Raw genomic sequence first — 18,166 nt, forward strand, 5'->3', positions numbered from 1 at the left:
TGAGCGAAGCGAAGCCGGCGGAGGAGACCCCTGCCCTGCAAGGGCCCGCGGTGAGCGGGGCGGTTCCGAAGAAGGCGCCCGTGGTGGAATCCGACGCGCCGGCAGACGCCGCCGTCCCCCCGCCGGAGTCGGCGCGTCCGGATGTGAGAGACCCTCCGCCCACCGGTCCCCCGGGCTGAGCGAGTCACTCGCGACAGCGCGAGGTCCTGGCCGACGCTCCGTCCGTGGGACCTCCAGCCGGGTGTTGGAAGCGGCGGACGTGGCGTCCTCCAGGTGGCGGGTCGACTCCATCCTGGGGGCTGCAACGGTGTCGGGGAGGCGGCGGAAACCGGCGTGGTTGCGTCGGTTTCCGGACGGCGACCCAAGGATTCCGGGTGGCTGCGTTTCGAGTGGGCGTGGAAGGAGGGCGAGGGGTCGATGAGGGACCATCGCAATGCCTCGGTGAAGCGATTCACCGTGGCCTACAGTGCCGCCGTGGCACACGAAGGCTTTGAAGAGTTCGCTCAGCGCGTCAGGCCCATGCTCGTGGCATTGGCGAGGCGTCTGTGCGGCCAGGGTGGTATCGACCCGGAAGACCTGGCGCAGGAAGCGCTTGTCCGGGCGCTCGTCCACCATGCCACCTTGTCCGCGCAGCCAGAGCCCGTGTACCGGGCGTGGTTGTGCCGGGCGCTCACCAATCACTTCCTGGACCAGTGCCGCAAGCGCAGGACGGAGCTGCTGGAGCAGGAGCGCCGGGACATCCGGCTCGTGCGCGAGGACGTGGAGTCTCCCGACGCCAGGACGGGAGAGATGTGGGAGCGCATCACCGACGCGGACCTGGTCCAGGCCATCTCCCGGCTGCCCAATCCGCGCGTGCGTGAGGCGTTCGAGCTGCACGCCACGGGATTGCGCTACCGGGCCATCGCCCAGCGCATGGGGGTTCCCGAGGGCACCGTGGGGAGCTGGCTGTTCCAGGCGCGCAAGGAGCTGCGCGAGCTGCTGATGCCGCTGACGGACGGCGGAGGGCTGGTATGAGCCCTCCGTGTCATCGGTTGTATCTGTTCCTGGATGGCGAGTTGCCCCCGGTCGACGAGGAGAACTTCCGCCACCACCTGGCCCGCTGCGCGATGTGCGCTTCCGGGTTGCATGAGGCGATGCAGTTGGAGCTGCTCGGCTTCCAGGCGCTCCATCCGGAGGGGGATCCTCTCGAAGATGAGGTGGAGGAGGAGGCGCCGCGCCATGAGTCGCCTCCGTCGTGGCCCGCGCCGCCCTGGCCGAAGCCCGTGTGGCACCAGCGGCTGCGCGCGGTGTTGCCGGCGGGCTGGTGGGCCGCGGGCGCGGTGGCGCTGGCGGCGGGGCTCCTGGTGCTGGTGCTGGCCGTGCCGCGCGCCCGGGACACGCCGCCAGAGGTGTGGACCGCGCATCCGGCGCAGCGCGCGCTGGAGGCCCGGGTCGCCTATGCGCGGGCGGACGGGTATCGGCACTACGTACCGATGCGCGCCGGGCCCGAGACTCCCGTGGTGACGACGCCCCTGCCGCTGCGCGAGCTGGCGGAGCTGGAGGACCGGGGAGATTTGCACGGCATCGCCGCCGCGTACCTGGTGCGACGGGACGTGCGGCAGGCGGCGGACTTCCTGCGGAGGACTCCCGCCTCACTGGACCGTGACAGCGACCTGGCGGTCATCGCGCTGGAGCAGGGCCGCCGCGAGGACGCGCTGGAGTTGTTGGAGGCCGTGCTGCGCAAGTCGCCGGACCATCCGCAGGCGCTGTGGAACCGGGCGCTGGTGCTGCGGGAGATGGGGCTGACGCTCCAGGCGGCGGAGGCCTTCGACGTGGTGGCGAAGCAGGGCGAGGCCGGGTGGAGCGAGGAGGCCCGGGTGCGCTCCCAGGCGCTGCGCAGCGAGACGCTCCTTCGCTCGCGGGACTTCCACGACGCGCGGGCGGCGGCGCAGAACCTGGCCACGCTGGAGGGCGCGCGGCTTCCCTTGGACGAGGCCCGCCGCTTCCCGGGCGTGGTGCGGCTGGCCTTCTATGACGCCCTGAGGGCCGCGCCCACGCGGGATGCGGCGCTGCGACTGCTGCCGCTCGCGGCGGTGCTGGACGAGGTGCAGGGCGGCGCCACGCTGCGAGACACCGTGCACGCCGTCGCGCGCGCGGACTTCCAGCGACGCGGTCCGCTGGCGCGCGAGTACGTGCGGCTCTTGCGCGGCGAGCACCCCACGCCAGAGGTCTATCTGGAGACGCTGCGGCGCTCCGGCGAGGAGGACCTGTACCTGGGCGCGCTCGTGTCGCGTGACGCCGTGGCGAGCCACGTGGATGACTTCGTGCGCATCGCCCGGGCGGGAGGAGACCCCTGGTTGGTGTTGCTGGCCGAGCGCGAGCTGTCCGTGCGCGAGGAGCGCGAGGGGCAGTGGTGGAAGGCGGAGCAGCGGCTGCGCGCGGCGCTGGCGTCGTGTTCGGGGCGGGGGCTGGCCTATCGGTGCGCCACGCTGCGACGACGGCTGGCGGACCTCTTCGTGCGCCTGCACCGTCCGGCCGACGCGCTGGAGGAGGCCCGTGAAGGCTGGCGCCTGACGCGAGAGCTGGGCGAGTGGAACCTGGAGCAGCAGTTCCTCCAGGAGATGGCGCAGATCGCCCGCTATCGCCACAGCACGGCGAGCGCGAGGGCCTTCCTGCGCGAGTCGCTGTCCCGCATTCCCGATGACTGCGAGCAGCGCACGTACGCGCACCGCAACCTCGCCACGGTGGCCTGGTCCGACTTCCGTCCGGTCGAGGCCCGCGAGGAACTGGAGCAGGCCACCCGCTGCGGACGGCCCCTGGGCATGTCGGGCGCGTGGGTGCTCTCGTATCTGGCCCGCCACGGCGCGGAGGTCCGCGACGAGGATCTGCTGCGGCGCACGCTCGACGAGCTGCGGCGCGGCTCGCGCACGGCGGGAGAGCTGGCGATGCTGACCTTCCTGGAAGGGCAGTTCATGCTGGAGCGCGAGCGCGCGTCGGGCCGGGAGCTGCTTCATGGCGCCATCGACGCGGCGGAGTCGCTCCCTCGGGACGTGGACGCTCGCAAGGCGCGAGGCTTCGCGTACGGCGTGCTGGTGAGCGACGCGGGCCGCTCGGGTGTCCAGGAGCAGGTGCTGGAGCTGATGGGACAGGCGCTGCGCGTGCCCGCTCCGGAGCGCTGTGTGCTGGCGGTGTCCGTGGACCACGAGCGCACGGTGGTGACAGTGCGCGACGCGGAAGGGGCGCTGGCGGGGGTCTATGACGACAAGCGCTCCACGCCCCTGCATGGGACGGCGGAGGGCCTGGTTCCGCCGCGCCTGGTGGCGGCGCTCCGGGGCTGTGAGCACGTGGACGTGCTGGCCCTGCCGCCCGTGCATGGCCTGCCCGGATTGCTCCCCGCGGACCTGGCGTGGAGCTATCGCGTGGGCCGGAGTGGGCCCACTCCCGAGGCGCACGGCCCTGTTGGGCACCACCTGGTCGTCACGGGGGTAGAGGCGCCGCAGGCGCTCGGGCTGGAGAAGCTCTCTCCCCTGGAAGGCCCCCGCGTGCCGGACCCGCTGCGCGTGGAGCTGCGCGGCGCGGGAGCCACCCCGTCGCGCGTGCTGCGGGAGATGGCCCACGCGCGCGAGATTGAAATCCACACGCACGGCCTCTTCAGCCCGGAGCTGTCAGACGCCTCGTTGCTGGTGCTCGCTCCGGAAGAGGACGGGCGGTACGCACTCGCGGCGGCCCAGGTGCGGGAGCAGCCGCTGCTTGGCGCGCCCCTCGTCCTGCTCGCGGCGTGTGGGGCCGCTCGCGCCGCGCCGTTCCTGCATGAGCCCGTGAGCCTTCCGGTGGCTTTCATCGAGGCGGGGGCACGCACGGTGCTCGCTTCCACCGGTGACATCCCCGACACCGCGGGGCGCTTCTTCGAGTCCGTGCGCGAGCGCATCCGCGCGGGGGCCCCGGCCTCCCGGGCTCTGCGTGATGAGCGCCTGGCGTGGCTTGCCCGCGAGCCGGCCGCGACGTGGCCCGCCCAGGTCCTCCTGTTCGAGTGACGTGGCGCAAGCGCCTTCAAGGATTCCGACCCCCTGCGTTCTGAAGGTGACGCTTGCGTCCACGCGACGGCGCGTCGTGCCTTGAAACGTCGAACAGGGGGGGATTCACACATGAGGAACTCAAGCTCGGGGAAGCCCGGTACGGACATCATCGCCCAGGAGATTCCGGACCCACCGCCGGAGCGGGACAGGGGCCTGCGCGCCCCTGGGGAGGAAGCCACGCCCGTCTTCTCGGCGAAGCTCTCCATCCCCCCGCCTCCTCCGGCGGAGTCGTCAACCGTGAGCGACGAGCGCTGAAACAAGTAACAGCCGTTTCATGGCTCTCCCGAATTACGAGAGAGTTGCATGTTTTTCGGGGCGTTTCCGGGAGGAGGCGCCCTGAATTTTTTTGAACAAGGAGGCTCAAGGAAAAAGGCTCGAAACGTATTTCAGAAGGAAGAGGGCGGCGACGGGGGAGTACGGCTGCTTCGACTGCATCGCGACAGGGGGGAGTGATGTTCCGGAGTGACGCGCGGGGCCATGGGGACTCCCATGGGATGTGGGCACCGGAGGATGGGCGTGGTTCGGGCGGGGGCGCCTGGGGGGCGCTGGTGGAGGGGGGCGAGCGGGAGTCGGGTGGGGGGAGTCGGGTGGGGGGGGCTTTCTTCGGGGGGGATGAGCAGGACCAGGAGGGGCCGCGGACCGAGCTCCTCCTGGCTGACGACCTGGATTTTCAGATCGCCAGTTATTGAGATTCACGGCGCGAGGGTTTGGGGAAACGCATCACGCTGGCGGCTGACGTCGGGGGACGGCAGCAACCTCATCGGATGGCGTCGTAGTGGTGGGGGAGACGACGCGCGGGACTTGACGGTCGCGGGGGGGCGTCATCCGAGAGGGCCAGGTGCGGCGGACGAGGGGGCAGGTGGCAGGACGCGCCCCAGGTCCTCCGCCTCCGGAGTCTCCAAGGGCTCCGGGGGTGGGGGACTTCGGCGAAGGGCATGCCGGCGCTAGGGTGGGGCTCCAACTCGACTCGGAGTCCTTCATGACCCTGCTGAAGTGGGCGGCCTTGCCGCTCTTGTTCTTGTCCGCTTGTACTGGCGCCCGGAGCGCGGAGCGGAACGACGAAACGTCCAAGCTGTTGCCCATGTCCCAGCAGATTGCGCTGCGAGAGGACTGGCTGGACAAGCGCCACGGCCTGCTGCTGGAGATGATGCGCAGGCACGGCGTGGGCATGTGGATCATCGTCAACGAGGAGTTCCACGATGATCCGCTGACGCAGTTCGTGGCGCCACCGCGTCCGTACGCGGGCAACCGGGACATCTTCGTCTTCGTGGACGCGGGAGCAGAGGGCCTGAAGCGCGTGGCGCTGACGGGCTACGCGGAGGAGTCCATCCTCCGGTTCTTCGAGGTGCCCGAGGAGGGCCAGTCCCCCGCTGAGGCCCTGAAGTCGCTGGACGCGCGCCACCAACCCAAGGCGATTGCGCTGGGCATTGGCGGCAAGCGGGGCGTGACACGCAGCCTGACGAAAGACAGCCATGCCTTCCTGGTGGACGCGTTCGGCGCGGAGGCGGAGGCGCGCTTCGTGAGCGCGGCGCCGCTCATCGAGGAGTACCTGGACACGCGGCTGCCCGAGGAGTGGGAGCCCTACCGGGGGCTGGTGGAATTGACGGACGCGGTGGTGAAGCAGGCCTTCTCCTCGAAGGTCATCGTGCCGGGGAAGACGACGGTGGGGGACGTGCGCCGCTGGCTCTACGACAGGCTGGGCGCGCTGGGCGTCGGCACGTGGTTCCAGCCGGACATGCGGGTGCAGCGCAAGGGAGGTGTCCCCGCGAAGTCCCGAGGCTTCCTCGCCGTGGCGAAGGAGGACCTGGTCATCGAACGCGGCGACCTCATCCACGTGGACTTCGGCATCAGCTACCTGGGACTGCACACCGACTGGCAGAAGATGGCCTATGTGCTGCGCGACGGTGAGAAGGACGCGCCCGAGGGACTGAAGAAGGCGCTGGCGAACACGAACGCGCTCCAGGATGTGCTGATGTTGAAGACCTCCCGACCGGGCCGCTCGTCCGCGGATGTGTATGACGAGACGATGGCGGAGATGAAGGAGCGGGGCATCGAGGCGCAGGTGTACAGCCATCCCCTCGGGAACCAGGGCCACGCGCTGGGAGCCTCCATCGACTTCCGCTCGTCGACGCGCAAGGACTCACCGAAGGCGCTACGAGAAGGCTCATACATCGCCATCGAACTGAACACGTCCACGCCGGTGCCGGAGTGGGATGGGCAGAAGGTGGCGGTGATGGAGGAGGACCCGGCCTACCTCACGCAGGAGGGCTGGAAGTTCTTCGTGCCGCGCCAGGAAGCCTTCTACCTCATCAAGTAGCGGAGCCTTCAGAACGCCACGCCCAGCCCCAGACCCAGTGCCCACATGCGTGAGGTGCTGGGTGTGGGGCCCGACTCGGGAGCGCTCAGGTCGATGCGCACGCCCGCCCGGGCGAACGCGGGCCCGAGCCGCACACGGACGAAAGGCTCCAGGGAGAGCTGGGAGTCCTCTCCGTCCCACGTCGCCTCGGTGAGGTGGGGCGAGACGACCTGGGCGCGCACGCCGGGCTCGAGTATGCCGAGCCCGAGCGAGGCCTCCGCGCTGGCCTGTGCGACGAAGTGGGTATCGCGCGCGGAGCGGGACACGGGCATGAGCATGCCGAGCGCCACGTCCGCGCGGAGCTGGAAGCCGGGCAGGTCCACACCCACCGCCATGGGCAGGACGATGGACGTCGTATCGAGCGCCCACAGCCACGGGTCCGCGAGCCCACGCACGGCGGAGGCGGTGGCGTAGTTGACGCCCTCCGACTCAGCCGTCCGGGCGCCGACGACGCCAGCGTCCTCATGGCGGGCCAGCGGCAGGGCGACTCCCGCGCCGATGCGGACGAACAGGCTGTCGTCCGCGAAGGTGCGGACATGGTGCAGGCCCACGAGCAGGTTGGACGAGCCCAGGTGGCTCGTGGACCCTTCCACTCCGCCATCGGGTTTCAGCGCGGTGTAGGGCAGTCCCCAGTCGAGTCGGAGCTGGCCATGCTCGGAGACGCGCAAGCCGGCGGCGATGGTGGGCGAGACGTGCCGGGTGGAGACTTGCCGCGGTCGGGGCGCCGAGGAGAACGTGACGGACGTGGCGAGGAAGTTGTCGGGCTCGCGCACCTGCGCCCCGGCGCGCATCCCGCTCAGGAGCAGGGCGGTGGCGATGAGCCACGCGGCGCTCCTGCATCGAGGCACGAGGGGGCGGTGAGGCGTAGGCATGGCGATGGTCCCGTCGAAGGCCCGTCCGGCTCACGGCCCCCCCTTCTTCGTGGAACACCGATGAAGACGCCGAGCGTCACCACCCTTGAGGCGTGGACGTGCTTTTTCCGCGCCGCCCTCGGGTTCGTCAGTCAGGGCTCACCGTCCCGCTGACATCCGCCCAGGTGAGGCCGAAGCGCGCGAGGTACTTCTTGAGGCGGTCCGCATCATTGACGCTCGCCTTCCTCGCGCGGGACTGGGAGAACAGCACGCGTCCGGCTTCGGACAGGGAGCGCACGCCCTGGCAGACGCCCAGCACGTCCGCGAGCTGCACGCGGTCGAACCGGTCCAGCTCATGGGCCAACGTCTCTCCCAGCACCTCGGCGACGCGGTCTCCAGCCCCCACGGATTGCAACGGCCCGGGGCGCGAGCCGCCCGTGCGCCACTGCGCGCGCAGCCGCTCCAGTTCCTCGTCCACCACGTCGCGGGTGATGCGGCCTCCGGGCGCGAGCGTGGCCATGCGCAGCACCGCGGCGTTGAGGTCCCGGAAGTTGCCCGACCAGCGCGCATCGGGCGAGGTGGCGAAGCGCAGGAATCGCTCCTGGGCCTCCTTGTTGAAAGTGATGCGCGCGCCCATCGCCTCCGAGGCCTTGTCCAACTCGTAGAGGAGATTGGGCGGGATGTCCTCCGGCCGCTCCCTCAGGGCGGGCAGTCGGAAGGTCCACAGGTTGATGCGCGCGAGCAAATCCTCCCGGAAGCGCCCCTGCTCGACGTCCACCAGCAGGTCCCGGTTGGTGCCGGCGATGAGCTGGAAGTCGCTCTCGACTTCCCGGTCCGAGCCGACAGGCAGGAAGCGCTTGTCCTCCAGCGCCCGTAGCAGCATGGCCTGCTCGTCCGCGCCCAGCTCCCCAATCTCATCCAGGAACAGCACGCCGCCGTGGGCCTGTCTCAGCAGTCCCGGCCGGTCCTGGAGCGCTCCGGTGAACGAGCCCTTCACGTGGCCGAACAGCGCGGACATGGCGCCGTCGCCGCGCAGCGTGGCGCAGTTGAGGTCCACGAACGGTCCGCTGACGGTGCCTCGCGACTTCTTCAACGTGTAGATGCGCCGGGCGAGCTGCGACTTGCCCGCGCCGGTGGGGCCAGTGATGAGCAGCGGCGCGCGCGATTGGGTGGCCACCTGCTCGATTCGCTCGATGATGCGGTTGAAGGCGGCGTTGCGCGTGTCGATGCCGGCCTTGAGGAAGGACAGGCCCTCGCGCTGCTCCTGTTGGAAGCGCGTGGCCAGCGTGTCGTAGCGCGACAGGTCCAGGTCGATGAGCGTGTGGGTCCCCGCGCCGGTGCCCGTCTTGTCCCGGCCCGCGGGGGAGAGCTGCACCAGCCGGCCTGGGATGAGCCGGCTCTCCACCAGCAGGAACATGCAGATCTGCGCGATGTGCGTGCCCGTGGTGATGTGGACGAGATAGTCCTCCTCCTCCGGGTTGAAGGGATACGCGCGCACGTAGTCGAGCAGCGCGCCGTACGTCTCCTCCAAATCCCACGGGTTTCGGATGTCCAGTGGCGTGGCGCGCACGGACGTCTCCGGAGACACCTGCCGGATGTCTCCCACCAGCGTGGACGCGAGCCCCGCCGCGTTCGATGGGTGCAGCAGCTCCAGCCGGTGAACCACGAGGTCATCCTGCTGGCACAGCGCCACCGTGGGCCGCCACTTGCTCCACCGCCCGGGGCCCTGCCCCGTGTCCAGCGTCGTCCCGAGCATCCCGAGGACGACCGTCTGCTTCGCTCGCGTCTTCGCCATTTGAATAGGACTTTATCCCAGGAGATAGGGATGGCGAGCCATGTCCAGGGGCTTCCCTCGGAGCGAGGGTTGGCACGCCGGCTGCTCTACGTCCCTCCGTGCCCGGGAAACAGAGCCCGGGCGAACGACCGAAAGGTGAAGGCCATGGAGCGCAACAAGGTGAGCTACGAGGTGCTGTCGGACGAGGCGGGTCGCCCCATCAAGTCGTGGACGTTGGGTGTGCCGTTCGAGGACGAGGCCAAGAAGCAGCTCCGGAACCTGCGCGGCCTGCCCTTCATCCACAAGTGGGTCGCGGTGATGCCGGACGTGCACCGCGGTTACGGTGCGACGGTGGGTAGCGTCGTCCCGACGGTGGGCGCGGTGGTGCCGGCGGCGGTGGGTGTGGATATCGGCTGCGGGATGATCGCCGTGCGCACGACGCTGCGCGCGGACCAGCTCCCGGACTCGCTGCGTGGGGTGCGCTCGGCCATCGAGCGGGCGGTGCCGCATGGCCGCTCGGACAACGGGGGCCGCAATGACGTCGGCGCGTGGCGCGTGGCTCCGGCCTCGCATCAGCAGGTGTGGTCGCGGTTGATGGAGGGGTATGACCGCATCGTCGCCAAGCACCCTCGCATCGGCCGTGGGCCGGAGCTGGCGCACCTGGGTACGCTCGGGACGGGTAACCACTTCATCGAGCTGTGCCTGGACGAGTCGGATGGCGTGTGGCTGATGTTGCACTCCGGTTCGCGTGGCGTGGGTAACCGTATCGGCAGCTACTTCATCGAGCTGGCGAAGGAGGACATGCGCCAGTGGCATATCAACCTCCCCGACGCGGACCTGGCGTACCTGCCGGAAGGGACGGAGCACTTCGATGACTATGTCTTCGCGGTGAGCTGGGCGCAGGACTTCGCGGCGATGAACCGCGAGCTGATGCTGCGAGGCGCGGTGGATGCGTTGCAGTTGAGTGGTGAGCTGCCTCCGTTCTCGTTGTCTGAGTCGGCGGTGAACTGCCACCACAACTACGTGTCGCGTGAGCATCACTTCGGGAAGAACTGCTTCGTGACGCGCAAGGGCGCGGTGCGGGCGCGCGAGGGTGACCTCGGCATCATCCCCGGCAGCATGGGGGCGCGTTCGTACATCGTCCGAGGGAAGGGAAACGCGGACAGCTTCCATTCCTGCAGCCACGGCGCGGGCCGGGTGATGTCGCGTGAGGCGGCGAAGAAGCGCTTCACGTTGGAAGACCACGCGAAGGCGACCGAGGGCGTGGAGTGCCGCAAGGACGTGGACGTGATTGACGAGACGCCGGCGGCGTACAAGCCCATCGACGCGGTGATGGCGGCGCAGTCGGACCTGGTCGAAGTGGTCCACACGTTGAAGCAGGTCGTCTGTGTGAAGGGGTAGCCGAAGGACAACGACAACCCCCAACACGCGAGGTGGCCATGCCGGGATGACGACACCGAGGCGCCCGTTCCCCCCAAGAGGCCGAAAGGCCGCCAGAGTGGGGGAGCGGGCGCCGCTATTTTGGGAAGGGTGTCAGAATGCCGGCGCGGGGCCGTGAGGCGTGGGAAAAGCAGGAGAGACACACATGCTGCGCATCGATGGTTCCAGGGGAGAGGGCGGCGGCCAGGTGCTGCGCACGTCGCTGGCGTTGTCGCTGGTGACGGGGACGCCTTTCACGATGACGAACATCCGCGCGGGCCGCGCGAAGCCGGGCCTGTTGCGACAGCACCTGACGGGCGTGAAGGCCGCCGAGGCGGTGGGCGCGGCGGAAGTCTCGGGCGCGGAGTTGGGCTCGAAGGAGCTGACGTTCCGTCCTCGTGCGCTGACCGCGGGCAACTATCACTTCGCGGTGGGCACGGCCGGCAGCGCGACGCTGGTGTTGCAGACGGTGCTTCCCGCGCTGCTGGCCGCGAAGGAGCCTTCTACGCTGATGTTGGAGGGTGGGACGCACAACCCGGCGGCGCCGCCGTTCGACTTCCTCACCCGCGCGTATCTGCCGATTCTGCGCAAGCTGGGCCCGGACGTCGCGGCGACGCTGGAGCGTCCTGGCTTCTTCCCCGCGGGTGGCGGGAAGTTCCGCGTGGACGTGCGGCCGGGGTCGATGAAGCCCTTCTCGTTGCTGGAGCGCGGGCGGGTGCTGCGCCGCGACGTGAAGGCGGTGGTGGCGATGATTCCCTTCGACGTGGCGAAGCGGGAGATGGAGACGGCGGGCGCGCTGCTCAAGTGGCGCCCGGACGAGCTGCGGGTGGAGGAGCTAAAGCGCACCACGGGCCCGGGCAACGTGCTGGTGGCAGAGGTGGAGAGCGAGCACGTCACCGAGGTCTTCACGGGCTTCGGAGAGCGAGGCAAGCGCGCCGAAGTCGTCGCGGAGGAGGTGGCCAGCGAGGTGAAGCGCTACCTGGACGCGGAAGTACCGGTGGGCGAGCACCTGTGCGACCAGCTGCTCCTGCTATTCGCGCTGGCGCGAGGCGGAGAGTTCCGCACGCTACCGCTGGATGGGCATTCGGTGACGCAGCTGGAGACGATGGCGCACTTCCTCGATGTGAAGGTGGACGTGCGCGAGGTGTCTCGCGAGGTGCGCGAGGTGGTGGTGCGCGGCTGAAGACGTCACTGTCCGGGGAACAAGGACTGGATGGCGCGCGGAGGTCCCCTCGATGTCGGGGGCCATGTGGAAGACGGACAGACGCTCGCGGTCCACTTCATGCTCTGGGGCTCGCTGTCGCTGCGGCCCGTGGGCAGTGAGCGTCCAGCCGAGAGTCTGGTGGTCCTGAAGCTCGACGCGGATGAGGAACTCTGGCTCACGGACACCCTGGGTTACGCGCGCATGGCGGTGGCCCGTACCACCGAGCTGAGCACGCGACTGAAGCTGGAGGAGCTGGGTCCGGAGGTACTCGATGCGGACTTCACCGTGGACCACCTGGCGGGTCGACTGTCGCGCCGCAGGAGTCCACTCAAGACAGTGCTGCTCAACCAGCGTGTCATCGCCGGGCTGGGGAATCGGGACGCGGATGAGAGTCTGTGGAAGGCGGGGTTGGACCCCCGTCGCCTGGCGACGTCGCTCACGCGAGAAGAGCTGACGCGGCTGCATCGAGCGATGCGCGAGGTGCTCGAAGAGGGCCTGTCGCTGCGAGGCACCCAGCGGGACTTGTTCGGGGTGAAGGGACAGGCGAGGCACCGGCGCAATGTCTTCGAGCGCACCGGCGCGCCGTGTCCGAGCTGCGCCACGCCCATCCGCCACGAGCGTGTCGGAGGTCGCAACACGCACTGGTGCGCCCGGTGCCAACCCGAGTCGGGGACGCCCTCCGGACCGACACAGCGGCTGTTGTTGTAAGCCCCCGACAGGAGGAGGCCATTGCCTCTTCTTGTCCCTCGCAGCAGGACGAACGTGCCTCCCCGCTGCGCTCCCTCCCGCTCCGCTGTTATGAAGCGGGTGTGTCCGACGTCACCGAGTCCACACCGTCGCCGCTCGACTCCGCGCTGGCCCGCGCCAGTGAGGAGCTGGGCCTGCCCAGTTACTACCAGTCCTGTGTGCGCCCGCTGCTGCGCAACCCCGAGGGCCGCTGGCCCCGGTGCTGTGGCGGTGGCTGCGAGCCGTGCGCCCAGACGCTCATCCAGGTGGCCATGCGTACCCTGGAGATTCTGGGTACGCCGCGCCAGGCCCCCCTGCCGGATTGAGTCCACTCCATGGCGCACGCCCATCCACTGCTGCTCGTCGACGACGACTCCGCCTTCCGCAAGGTCTACGGAGGCCTGCTGCGCGACGCGGGCTATGAGGTGGTGGAGGCGGGAGACCGTCCCTCCGCTCGCGCCGCCTTCGACGCGCGCCCCTTTCCCCTCGTCCTGCTGGACTTGATGTTGCCTCCGGATGGCAGCGTCTCCGCGGGCCTCGCGGGACTGGCCGCGCTGCTCGACGCCCGGCCCGGCACCAAGGTCATCGTCGTCTCCGGGGTGGGTGACACGCGGCACTCGCTGGAGGCGATTCGCCTCGGCGCCTACGACTTCCTCACCAAGCCCGTGGACCCGGACGTGTTGCTCGTCGTGGTGCAGCGCGCGCTGGCCCGGGTGGCGCTGGAGCGCCAGGTGGAGGCGCTGCGCACGTCCCTGGAGCGGGCCGCGGGAGATGCGGCCATGGTGGGGCAGAGCGCTCCATTCCTCGCCGCCCTGTCGCTGGCCGAGCGCGTGGCCGCCAGTGATTTGCCCGTGCTCATCACGGGGGAGAACGGCACCGGCAAGGAGCTGCTCGCGCGCCTGGTACACCAGAAGAGCCGGCGCCACGCGGGCCCCTTCATCCCCGTCAACTGCGGCGCGCTTCCGGAGACGCTGCTGGAGAGCGCGCTCTTTGGCCACGTGAAGGGCAGCTTCACCGGCGCGACGAGAGACCACCGGGGCCTCTTCGCGGAAGCGGACGGCGGCACCCTGTTCCTCGACGAACTGGGCGACATGACGCCGTCGCTCCAGGTCAAGGTGCTGCGCGCGCTGGAGACGGGCGACATCCTGCCGGTGGGTGCGGACCTGCCCGTGCACGTGGACATCCGCCTCATCTCCGCGACGCACCAGGACCTGGGACGCATGCTCCAGGATGGCACCTTCCGCGAGGACCTCTACTGGCGCGTGAAGGGCGTGGAGCTTCGGCTGCCGCCCCTGCGTGAGCGCGCCTCCGACCTGCCGCTCCTGGCCAAGCACTTCCTCAACCAGTGCGCGCACCTGTGCCCGGATGGCCGCGCGAGATTGCTGTCGGATGCGGCGGCCGAGTCGCTCGCGTCACACGGCTGGCCGGGCAACCTGCGTGAGCTGCGTCACGAGATGCAGCGCGCCACCGTGCTGGCCGGAGAGCGCCGCGAGCTCCAGCCCGAGGACCTGTCCTTCACCGGCAGCGAGCGACCTCGCGCGAGCGCCCCGGGCGCCACCACGCTGGCCGCCAAAGTGGAGGCGCTGGAGCGTCGCGAAATCGAAGACGCGCTGAAGCGCTTCGGTGGCAACCGCACGCACTCGGCGGAGGCCCTGGGATTGTCTCGCCAGGGACTGCTCAAGAAGCTGGAGCGCTTCGGCCTGACGTGAGTCAGAAGAGGCGCGCGCCCAGGCCCGCCTTCAGCGCCCAGCCCAGCCGCGTGTCGGTGAGGCCCGCGCGCTCCCGGAACGTGTCCGTGCCGAGCTGTCCCGCCAGCAGCACCGACACGTTGCTGCCCAGGTACACCTCGACGCCGCCACCGCCGAGCGCCTGGAAGCGCCGCTGCTCCCCCTTCGAGATGCCGATGTCCAAGGGCAGGTCCACCAGCCCCAGCACCGTCACCGTGTCGGCCACCTTCCAGCCCGCCACCAGTCCCGGGGACAGTCGCAGCAGCACGCCCGAGGCGTTCTGGTCGTCCATGTACGTGGCGCCGGTGTTGAACACCACGCCCACCCCCAGCGTCGGCGCCAGCGACACCGAGCCGCGCTCCAGCACCTTCAGTCGCCCCACCAGCTCCAACGCCGCGGAGAGCTGGAACCAGTTGAGCCGCGCGCGCGCCTCCAACTCGACGCTGGAGATGCCCTGCCGGAAGCCCACGCCGATCTCCGGCGCGCCCGCGTAGCCGTACAGCGACGTCGTCCCGGCCGGCAGCGTCACCGGCGCAATCACCGCCCCGTGCGGATTCTCCTCGGACGCGGCGGACAGCTGCTCGACGCGGCCCTCCGCCCCGGGTTGCCCGGCCGTCGCCTCCTGGGCGGCGGAGGCGGAGGCCAGCGACATCGCGGACAACAGGAGCCAGGAGGAGACTGAGCGCGTCATGCGGCGCACCCTACCGCGACCTGTTTGTTACCGAAACTCAACGATTCCGAGGACTTGTGTCCAGGTTGCCAATCTATCAGGCTTCGCTGGAATAATTCGGTATCCATGCCTGCCGCGCTTACACAGCTCCCCGAGCGCAATGCGTCGACAGCCCCGGTGGTGCCGGAGGTGGGGGCGCGTCGTCGCGGAGGCCGGAGCCGGGCGCGGGTGCTGCTGGTGGACTCGGACGCGGTCGCGCAGGCCGCGCTGGCGGCGGCGCTGGTGGAGGCGGGCTTCGAGGCGCTGATGGTGGGTGGGGCGCAGGCCGCGCTGGAGGCGCTGGCTTCGGAGGGGCCGCTGCCCAGGCTGGTCATCGCGGAGGTGGAGCTGCCGGACGGAGATGGCTTCGGCCTGTGCGGACAGATTCGCGCGGACGCGCGCACCGCGCACCTGCCGGTGTTGTTGTTGTCGCGGCACGAGGAGGACTTCCACCGTGACCTGGCCGGTGGCGTGGGCGCGGATGACTACCTGACGCGTCCGGTGGACGTGGAAGACGTGGTGTCGCTCGCGCGGCTCAAGTCGGGGCACGCGACGGGCTCGGCGACCTTCGAGTCGCACACCGCGAGGGTGCCGCTTCCCCGGATGACGCGGGCGCTGCTGTCGGGCGTGCGCTCCGGGCGGCTCGTCCTGGCGGAGGGGGAGGGCTGGTTCTCCTTCCGTCATGGCCTCGTCGTCGACGCGATGTTTCATGGCGAGCGCGGCAGCCTCGCGTTCCGCCGGATGCTGGGCTTCGCCAGCGGCGCATACGCGGTGGCGTTGGGGCCGGAGCTGCACAAGGGCTCGTTCTCCATGGACCGGGCCCACCTGTGCGAGACGGTGCTGCCGGCGCTGGAGCGCTTCGATGCGCTGAGGGCGCGCGGCCTGCCGCTGGCCTCGCGGCTCACGGTGGACTTCGCGCGGCTGTCGGAGGAGCTGCCCGCGCTGCCCGAGGACGTGGGCGAAGTGGTGCGCCTGTTCGATGGACGACGCACGGTGCGCGCGGTGCTGCTGGAGTGCCGCTACCCGGAGGCGGTGGCGTACGAAGCGTCCACGCGCCTGTTCGCGCTGGGCGTGCTGGTGCCCGCGTGTTTCATCGAGGAACGGGAGCGGGCACGCGGTGGGGCTGGAGTGCTCGGGTTCTTCGAGCCCACGCCCTGCGTCGAGCCCCCTCCGGTGGCGCCGCGAGAGGAGCCGGACTGAAGGTTTGACTCCGCGCCCCGGGCTGGGAGACAAGGCCGCCCAGAGGCGACACCTTCATGTCCGGTCACAATCGGTGGTCGAAGATCAAGCGCCAGAAGGCCGCGATGGGCGCGACCAAGGGCAAGCTCTACTCGAAGGTCGTGAAGGAGATCACCGTCTCCGCGCGACTGGGAGGCGGAGACCCCGCTGGCAATCCGCGTCTGCGTGTGGCGCTGGGCCTGGCCCGTGAAGCCAACATCCCCAAGGACACCGTCGAGCGTGCCATCAAGAAGGGCACCGGCGAGCTGGAAGGGGAGCGCTACGAAGAGGTGATGTACGAGGGCTACGGCCCCGGCGGCGTGGCCGTCCTCGTCGAGTGCGTCACCGACAACCGCAACCGCACCTCGGCCGACGTGCGCTCGACGTTCGGCCACCACGGCGGCAACCTGGGCGCCGAGGGCGCGGTGGCCTGGATGTTCCAGAAGAAGGGAATCGTCACCGTCAAGCCCGGCCCCGAGGAGGACGCGGTGCTGGAGAAGGCGCTGGAGGCGGGCGCGGAGGACGTCGTGCCCCAGGGCTCGGACGGCTTCGAGGTGCGCACCGCGCCGGCGGACCTGCACACGGTGGCCACGGGCCTGGAGTCCGGAGGCCTGCCGCTGGGCGAGCAGAAGTGGGCGTACCTGCCGCAGAATACCGTCCAGCTCGACGGTGATAATGCGAAGAAGATGCTCAAGCTGTTGGACGCGCTCGAGGACAATGACGACGTGCAGAACGTGCACGCGAACTTCGAGATAGACGAGTCGCTGATGGAGTCCCTGTCGCAATAGCGGTCGGTGGAACGGAGTGAACGGTGCGCGTTCTCGGAGTGGACCCTGGCAGCCGCTTCATGGGCTACGGGGTGGTGGAAGAGAAGCGAGGCCGACTGGTGCATGTGGGCCACGGCGTCATCAAGGTGGATGAAAAGGCGCCGCTGGCCTTCCGCCTGAAGGAGCTGCATGCCGCGCTGAGCGCGCAGCTCGCGCTCTTCCGTCCGGAGGCGGTGGCGGTGGAGGGTCTGTTCACGTTCCGCAATGCCCGGAGCGCGCTGGTGCTGGGACATGCGCGCGGCGTGGCGCTGCTGGCGGCGGCCCAGGTGTCGCTGCCCGTCTTCGAGTACGCGCCCGCGAAGGTGAAGAAGTCGGTGGGCGCCGGTGGCGCGGACGGCAAGGACGCGGTGGCTCGGATGGTGCGGACGTTCCTCAAGCTGGAGGCCGTGGACCTGGGGCGCGCGGACGCGAGCGATGCCCTGGCCGTGGCGCTGTGTCACCTCAACCATGGTCGCGCCGCCGTCCCCTCGGCGAGCACGGCTGGCAAGAAGCGCAAGGGCGCCGCGGCGCTGCTCGCGGACAGACTGGCGCCGTCCTACCGGCGCCCGGAGGCGGGATGATCGCTCGGCTGCGAGGCGTGGTGCTGGAGAAGGATGCCGAGAGCGCCGTCATCGACGTGCAGGGCGTGGGCTACCTGGTGAACTTCTCCACGCTGGCCCTGGGGAAGCTTCCTCCAGAGGGCCAGGCGGTGGACGTGCGCGTGCGCACCGTGGTGCGCGAGGACGCCTTCGACCTGTTCGGCTTCCTGACCCGGGCCGAGGAAGAGGTCTTCCTTCTGCTCAACGGTGTCTCCCGCGTGGGCCCCCGCATGGCGATGGGCGTGCTGTCGGGCATGGAGGTGCCGGAGCTGGTGGCGGCCCTGTCGCGCGGTGAGGTGGCGCGCCTGGCCAAGATTCACGGCGTGGGGAAGAAGACCGCCGAGCGGCTGGTGCTGGAGCTCAAGGACAAGATGAAGAACGTCCACCTGGAGGCGGTCTCCCGGGGGACGACGGCCCCGGTGGCCCAGTCGGAGGGGGCGCAATCCGACCTTGTCTCCGCCCTGCTCAACCTTGGCTACAAGCCCCCGCAGGCGGAGAAGGCCGCGGAGCTGGCCATCACCAGGCTCGGCGCCGACGCATCCTTCCAGACGCTCTTCCGCGAGGCCCTCAAGTCCCTCCGGGCAGGTGCCTGAAGAGTTCTGGACCTTTAGCGACGCGGTTGTGACCGGGTGGCCAATTCGGGACCTCCCGGACCAGCCCGCACAAGCTTCTTTCCTCTAAGAAACCGAAACGGTCCGGGGTCCGACGAGCCCTCTGTCGGC

16 protein-coding genes are annotated in these 18,166 nt (G+C 69.9%); 13 read left to right on the forward strand and 3 right to left on the reverse strand.

The features are described from left to right. The first annotated feature begins 417 nt into the window (after window positions 1–417). The 4 genes from G4D83_RS02605 (at window position 418) to G4D83_RS02620 (ending at window position 6,372) form a co-directional block, all read left to right on the forward strand. Window positions 418–1,014 carry an RNA polymerase sigma factor gene (locus G4D83_RS02605; RefSeq protein ID WP_163862317.1) on the forward strand — a complete coding sequence of 199 codons (597 nt, stop codon included), beginning with the start codon at window positions 418–420 and terminating at the stop codon, window positions 1,012–1,014. Beyond that, window positions 1,011–4,013 carry a CHAT domain-containing protein gene (locus G4D83_RS02610; protein WP_163862322.1) on the forward strand — a complete coding sequence of 1,001 codons (3,003 nt, stop codon included), beginning with the start codon at window positions 1,011–1,013 and terminating at the stop codon, window positions 4,011–4,013. Before G4D83_RS02605 ends, G4D83_RS02610 begins: the two co-directional genes overlap by 4 nt. Before the next feature lie 111 nt (window positions 4,014–4,124). Beyond that, window positions 4,125–4,310 (forward strand): hypothetical protein, encoded by a 186-nt coding sequence (locus G4D83_RS02615; protein WP_163862324.1) that lies wholly within the window; start codon window positions 4,125–4,127, stop codon window positions 4,308–4,310. A gap of 724 nt (window positions 4,311–5,034) precedes the next feature. Further along, window positions 5,035–6,372, forward strand: a complete 1,338-nt coding sequence (locus G4D83_RS02620) for a M24 family metallopeptidase (protein ID WP_163862327.1) — start codon at window positions 5,035–5,037, stop codon at window positions 6,370–6,372. An 8-nt stretch (window positions 6,373–6,380) separates the two neighbouring features. On the opposite strand, the gene G4D83_RS02625 is transcribed toward G4D83_RS02620, so the two are convergent. Together G4D83_RS02625 and rtcR are read right to left on the reverse strand one after the other, a co-directional pair. Beyond that, the gene (locus tag G4D83_RS02625) at window positions 6,381–7,283 is read right to left on the reverse strand and encodes a hypothetical protein (protein ID WP_163862330.1); all 903 of its coding nucleotides are present in this window, start codon (window positions 7,281–7,283) and stop codon (window positions 6,381–6,383) included. 127 nt (window positions 7,284–7,410) lie between these two features. Then, complete coding sequence (gene rtcR, locus G4D83_RS02630; RefSeq protein WP_163862333.1) at window positions 7,411–9,057, reverse strand: RNA repair transcriptional activator RtcR; 1,647 nt, start codon at window positions 9,055–9,057, stop codon at window positions 7,411–7,413. Window positions 9,058–9,201: 144 nt separating this feature from the next. On the opposite strand from rtcR, the gene G4D83_RS02635 reads away from it, so the two are divergent. The 5 genes from G4D83_RS02635 to G4D83_RS02655 all read left to right on the forward strand — a co-directional run bounded on the left by G4D83_RS02635 (window position 9,202) and on the right by G4D83_RS02655 (window position 14,094). Next, window positions 9,202–10,437 (forward strand): RtcB family protein, encoded by a 1,236-nt coding sequence (locus G4D83_RS02635; RefSeq protein WP_163862336.1) that lies wholly within the window; start codon window positions 9,202–9,204, stop codon window positions 10,435–10,437. A gap of 184 nt (window positions 10,438–10,621) precedes the next feature. Then, window positions 10,622–11,638, forward strand: a complete 1,017-nt coding sequence (gene rtcA / locus G4D83_RS02640) for an RNA 3'-terminal phosphate cyclase (RefSeq protein ID WP_163862339.1) — start codon at window positions 10,622–10,624, stop codon at window positions 11,636–11,638. A 30-nt stretch (window positions 11,639–11,668) separates the two neighbouring features. Further along, the gene (locus tag G4D83_RS02645; RefSeq protein WP_205522551.1) at window positions 11,669–12,367 is read left to right on the forward strand and encodes an Fpg/Nei family DNA glycosylase; all 699 of its coding nucleotides are present in this window, start codon (window positions 11,669–11,671) and stop codon (window positions 12,365–12,367) included. Between the two features lie 101 nt (window positions 12,368–12,468). After that, window positions 12,469–12,711: a Rossmann-fold NAD(P)-binding domain-containing protein gene (locus tag G4D83_RS02650; RefSeq protein ID WP_163862342.1), complete on the forward strand. Its 243-nt coding sequence runs from the start codon at window positions 12,469–12,471 to the stop codon at window positions 12,709–12,711. 9 nt (window positions 12,712–12,720) lie between these two features. After that, on the forward strand, window positions 12,721–14,094 hold the full coding sequence (locus G4D83_RS02655) for a sigma-54-dependent transcriptional regulator (protein WP_163862345.1): 1,374 nt from the start codon (window positions 12,721–12,723) through the stop codon (window positions 14,092–14,094). Between the two features lies 1 nt (window position 14,095). On the opposite strand, the gene G4D83_RS02660 is transcribed toward G4D83_RS02655, so the two are convergent. After that, complete coding sequence (locus G4D83_RS02660) at window positions 14,096–14,803, reverse strand: hypothetical protein (RefSeq protein WP_163862347.1); 708 nt, start codon at window positions 14,801–14,803, stop codon at window positions 14,096–14,098. Between the two features lie 105 nt (window positions 14,804–14,908). Here G4D83_RS02660 and G4D83_RS02665 point away from each other — a divergent pair, with 105 nt between their 5' ends. The 4 genes from G4D83_RS02665 to ruvA are packed head-to-tail and all read left to right on the forward strand — an operon-like array spanning window position 14,909 to window position 18,037. Next, the gene (locus G4D83_RS02665) at window positions 14,909–16,021 is read left to right on the forward strand and encodes a response regulator (protein ID WP_163862350.1); all 1,113 of its coding nucleotides are present in this window, start codon (window positions 14,909–14,911) and stop codon (window positions 16,019–16,021) included. Window positions 16,022–16,077: 56 nt separating this feature from the next. Next, window positions 16,078–16,827, forward strand: coding sequence for a YebC/PmpR family DNA-binding transcriptional regulator (locus tag G4D83_RS02670; protein WP_163862353.1), 750 nt, complete (start codon window positions 16,078–16,080; stop codon window positions 16,825–16,827). Between the two features lie 23 nt (window positions 16,828–16,850). Beyond that, window positions 16,851–17,426 (forward strand): crossover junction endodeoxyribonuclease RuvC, encoded by a 576-nt coding sequence (gene ruvC, locus G4D83_RS02675; protein WP_163862357.1) that lies wholly within the window; start codon window positions 16,851–16,853, stop codon window positions 17,424–17,426. Continuing rightward, window positions 17,423–18,037, forward strand: a complete 615-nt coding sequence (gene ruvA, locus G4D83_RS02680) for a Holliday junction branch migration protein RuvA (RefSeq protein WP_163862360.1) — start codon at window positions 17,423–17,425, stop codon at window positions 18,035–18,037. Before ruvC ends, ruvA begins: the two co-directional genes overlap by 4 nt. Window positions 18,038–18,166 lie beyond the last annotated feature (129 nt).

The organism is Myxococcus eversor (assembly GCF_010894455.1).
GTDB classification, from domain to species: domain Bacteria; phylum Myxococcota; class Myxococcia; order Myxococcales; family Myxococcaceae; genus Myxococcus; species Myxococcus eversor.